Genomic DNA, 4,473 nt, shown 5'->3' with positions numbered 1-4,473 from the left:
GGCTATCGGTCTAACCGACAGGGCCGGCCCGGGCCGCAACTGACAACAGCGGAGGCGGTCGGCGCTCCGCTGTTTAAAACTCCGAAGCGCCGCCGGCCCCTTTATCGCCGTACAGCTGATTTTGCCTAGATTTTGATTAGTATTATTGCCCTCCTGTGAATGGTTCACGCGGCGTATGTTTATACGGTAAATGAAAATGATTTCTAAAAGAAAGCAGGTATAACTATGGAACGTAAAATAATAAAGACGGTACAGGGACAGATGGCGACGGACGGAGCGGGGGTACGCCTCGTTCGCGTGCTCGGACATGAGACGGTGCGGGACTTTGACCCATTCCTCATGCTGGACTCCTTTGACTCACGGAATCCTGACGACTATACGGCGGGCTTTCCCTTCCACCCGCACAGGGGTATAGAGACGATCACCTACCTCATTGAGGGTGAGATGGAACACCAGGACAGCCTCGGCAACCGCGGAATGATCCATGGCGGCGAAAGCCAGTGGATGACGGCGGGCAGCGGCATCATGCACCAGGAGATGCCGATGGCCGGCCCCCGTATGCTTGGCCTCCAGATATGGCTCAACCTGCCGCAGGAGGACAAGATGACCGCGCCGCGCTACTTTGACATCAAGAACGAGATGATAAAAAAGGTAGAGGATGAAAACGCCGTCGTCCGCGTCGTCTCCGGCGAATATCAGGGACACCGCGGCGTCTCCACGAACCATATACAGGCGGGTATCTACGACATCACGCTGAAACCGGGAAAGAGGATCTCCATCCCCACCAAAGAGGGAGAGACCGTCTTTATCTTCACCATCGAGGGAGAGGCGGCAGCAGGCGGCATGAATATCCCCGAAAAGACGGCCGCCCTGTTCGGCGATGGAGACAGCGTGAGCCTTGAGGCTCCCGAGGGCAGGGAGGCGCACGTCATCTTCCTCAGCGGCAAACCTCTGCGCGAGCCGGTGGCCTGGGGCGGCCCGGTGGTGATGAACACCGGCGAAGAGATCAGGGAGGCCTTCCTCGAGCTGCGCAATGACAGCTTCATCAAGCACGCTCCGGTAGCATAACGGAACAGGCGCGTCACGCCGAAAAAACCGCACAAAAAATGCCGGAGCGTCGCTCCGGCATTTTTATATACTGACCTGTACCGCCGATTACTTCTTGAATACCGCCTTAGCGGCCTTGCGGGAGATCTCGATTCCGAGCTGCAGATCCTCGAGGGGAACGTTGAGCGCGGGGCGGAAGCGGACGGTGTTGCTGCCGCATCCGAGGATGAGCATGTTGTTCTTCTGGCATTCCTTGAGGAAGGCGTCGCGAAGCTGCGGGCAGCAGATGTCATAGGCGCACATAAGTCCCTTGCCGCGGACGTTGCGGATATATCCGGGGAACTCCGCTTCGAGCTCTTTGAGTCCGGCGTAGAGCGCGGGTCCGGCGACGTTGCTGACGTAGTCAAGCACTTTGTCGTCACGGTAAATCTCAAGGTATTTCTGGGCGCGGACCATGTCTACGACCGTGCCGCCCCAGGTCGAGTTGATACGGCTGGAGACCTTGAAGCAGTTGTTTTCCACTTCATCAATGCGCGGGCCCGCGACAAGTCCGCAGATCTGGGCCTTCTTACCGAAGGAGAAGAGGTCGGGCTTCACGGAGGCGTGATGCTCCCAGGCCCACATCTTGCCGGTGATGCCCATACCGCACTGGACTTCGTCGAAGATGAGGAGCATCTCATTTTCGTCGCAGATCTGGCGCAGCTTCTGGAAGAACTCGGTGCGGAAGTGGTTGTCTCCGCCCTCGCCCTGGATCGTCTCAATGATGACCGCCGCGACGCCGTCGGGATCGTCCATGAGCACCTGCTTGATCTGCTTGATCGCCTGCGCTTCGAGCCACTCGACGTCGCCGATATGCTCCTCAAGCGGGAAGGTGATCTTCGGGTTGATGATGCGCGGCCAGTCGGTGAACTTCGCGTAACGCTGGTGTTTGTTCGGGTCGTTGGTGTTCGTTACGGAGAGGGTGTAGCCCGAACGTCCGTGGAAGGCTTCGTTGAAGTGCATGATCTTCGTGCCCTTGCGTCCGTTGTAGGCCTCGCCGGGAGTGACCCTGCCCTTCTGCATGAGCTTCTGGACCTTCCAGTCCATCGCTACTTTGAAGGTGTTCTCTACCGCGAGCGTACCATAGTCGATGAAGAATACATGGTTGAATCCCTCGGGAACGGCCACTTCGCCAAAGGTCTTGACAAATTCCGCCATCTCCTGCGTGTAGATGTCGGAGTTCGCGACCTTGTTGATCGCCGCGCGGAATATCTTCTCCTTGAACTCGGGATTGTCGAGTTTGGGGTGGTTCATCCCAAATGGCGCCGAGGCGAAGAACGTATAGAAATCCAGCCAGTTTGTGCCTGTGGCGGAGTCGATTATGTGGCTTCCCTTCGACTGCTCCATATCAATGACAATATCAAACCCATCGCGAAGAAGGAGCTTTTCAATTGTTGAGAATACATCTTTCGGCGCTACTGAGCAATTTGACGGCATGTGAACAACCTCCTCGATTTTTTGTACCTATTAGGGATAACGGTTCAGTTTACATATTTCTTACATATATTAGTTTACATTCGTGCGGTAATAAAATCAAGATTTAATTTCCAGAATACGATAGGCAATTAAGACTTATTTTTAGCGTTTTTAATGCGAAATAAAGATAAATTTCTAAAAATCGCCCCGCCTGTTTATTAAGCTTTTCTATAAAAGCTCCGCTGCGGGCAAAATTAAGAATTTTTTGATTATTTCAGGAGAATAATATTTACCGCTATTCATCCCGGGACAGTAATCGGCGTAATAATTCCAAATTTTTTTATCGCGCAGCATCGAGGGCCAGAAGGGAAATAAACGGCACTGCAAAGGACGTACTTTGTAAATTTTACAGCGCCGCGAGTTTCGTTCGAGGAAAATACAGTCATAATTTTCCATCTCTTTTATACTGCACCTTCCCTCGCGGCGCGTTAAATATTCTCTTCTCAGAGCGGTCTCGTCTATTCCGAGCTCCCGCGCGATCCTGGACCGCTCTTCCGGCGTCACCCAGATAGAGCCCGGTTCGCCGCCGCAGCAGCGGCCGCAGGCGGTACATTCAAAGCGAATGCCGTCGCGCTCCCACCAATAGTGCATGGCTTTATCTGCCCTTGAAGCCCTTTTTCGTCGCCAGATAGACCGCGCCGGTCTCCTTCAGCTTGTCGAGCGACTCCAGCGCGATGCCCGTGCCAAGGGCGACGCATTCGCCGGCCGATTCGGCGACCACGGCGTTTATCTCCGTCTCTTCCATGATAAGCTCCGCAAGGCCGCGCAGATAGGCACCGCCGCCCGTGAGGATGATGCCGCGGTCCATGACGTCGGCGGAGAGCTCCGGCGGCGTCTTTTCAAGGACGCGCTTTATACCGGCGATGATGCTGCTCACCGGTTCGTCGATCGCCTTCGCGACGTCGACGCTGTTTACCGTCACCTGGCGGGGCAGCCCCTGGACGAGGTCGCGTCCGCGGATGTCCATCAGCTTGTCCGGCGAGGCCTTCGTCGGGTCGCAGGCGCCGATCTGCTTCTTCACATCCTCCGCCGTCTGCTCGCCGATGGCGAGGTTATACTGCTTGCGCATATAGCGGACGATCGCCTCGTCGAACTTGTCGCCGCCGACTCGCAGCGACTCAAAGACGACGAGCCCGCCGAGGGAGACGATCGCGATATCCGTCGTACCGCCGCCGATGTCGACGACCATGTTCCCCACCGCCTCGCCGACGGGCATATTCGCGCCGATCGCGGCGGCCATCGGCTCTTCGATGAGGTAGGCTTCCTTGGCCCCCACCTCAAGGGCGGCCTCGAGCACCGCGCGGCGCTCAACGTCGGTGGCCCCCGCGGGCACGCCGATCATCAGCCGGTGGCGCACGATGCGCTCCATGCCGGAGGTGGTCTTCTTGAGAAATTCGCGCAGCATCACCTCGGTCATCGTGTAGTCGGCGATCACCCCGTCGCGCAGCGGGCGGATGGCCACCACGTTGCCGGGGGTCTTGCCGATCATGATCTTCGCGTCTTCGCCGACCGAGAGTATCTTTCCCGTGTTCTGGTCCATCGCGACGACCGAGGGCTCGCGCAGCACCACGCCCTTGCCCTTGACGAACACCAGCACCGTCGCCGTGCCTAAATCTATCCCTATATCTCTATTCCACAAATTTGCAGCCTCCCTGTCTCTCTATACAGAGGTCTTCTTTCGCCGTGTTTCCGTTCAACTCAAATATTTATTTTACCATATAAGTGAATATCCGCAGAGACCTTAACCACGCTTTACAGGACAAATCCCGCCTTTTTAACCGCCCGCCGGTCGTCTGTGGATTAAGGGATAAATTACGGTTTAGCTTTTAGCCCTTGTAGCCTCCCTCTCCGAGGCGGCCAGGGAGCCGAAATCTTTGATTTCGTGCGATTCGGCTGGTAGTTACATCAGAG

4 protein-coding genes are annotated in these 4,473 nt (G+C 56.2%); 1 reads left to right on the top strand and 3 read right to left on the bottom strand.

Annotated elements, in window-relative coordinates:
• Nucleotides 1-225 precede the first annotated feature (225 nt).
• Nucleotides 226-1,068, top strand: a complete 843-nt coding sequence (locus tag LIO98_RS00580) for a pirin family protein (RefSeq protein ID WP_291952366.1) — start codon at nt 226-228, stop codon at nt 1,066-1,068.
• 87 nt (nt 1,069-1,155) lie between these two features.
• On the opposite strand, the gene lat is transcribed toward LIO98_RS00580, so the two are convergent.
• From lat to LIO98_RS00565, 3 genes are all read right to left on the bottom strand, one after another.
• Nucleotides 1,156-2,523 (bottom strand): L-lysine 6-transaminase, encoded by a 1,368-nt coding sequence (gene lat, locus LIO98_RS00575; protein ID WP_291952365.1) that lies wholly within the window; start codon nt 2,521-2,523, stop codon nt 1,156-1,158.
• Between the two features lie 207 nt (nt 2,524-2,730).
• Nucleotides 2,731-3,153 carry a YkgJ family cysteine cluster protein gene (locus LIO98_RS00570; protein WP_291952364.1) on the bottom strand — a complete coding sequence of 141 codons (423 nt, stop codon included), beginning with the start codon at nt 3,151-3,153 and terminating at the stop codon, nt 2,731-2,733.
• A gap of 4 nt (nt 3,154-3,157) precedes the next feature.
• Entirely contained in the window at nt 3,158-4,201 is a 1,044-nt protein-coding gene (locus tag LIO98_RS00565; protein ID WP_066743793.1) for a rod shape-determining protein, read from the bottom strand.
• Between the last annotated feature and the right edge of the window lie 272 nt (nt 4,202-4,473).

Origin of the sequence: Cloacibacillus sp., assembly GCF_020860125.1 — a bacterium.
GTDB lineage: Bacteria > Synergistota > Synergistia > Synergistales > Synergistaceae > Cloacibacillus.
The sequence above is the reverse complement of the archived record's forward strand: the minus strand, read 5'-3'. Positions and strand labels throughout refer to the sequence as shown.

What these genes read in the sequence shown, in the direction of transcription:
- LIO98_RS00580 (WP_291952366.1), top strand. Translation starts at nt 226, where the DNA reads ATGGAACGTAAAATAATAAAGACGGTACAGGGACAGATGGCGACGGAC.
- lat (WP_291952365.1), bottom strand. Translation starts at nt 2,523, where the DNA reads ATGCCGTCAAATTGCTCAGTAGCGCCGAAAGATGTATTCTCAACAATT.
- LIO98_RS00570 (WP_291952364.1), bottom strand. Translation starts at nt 3,153, where the DNA reads ATGCACTATTGGTGGGAGCGCGACGGCATTCGCTTTGAATGTACCGCC.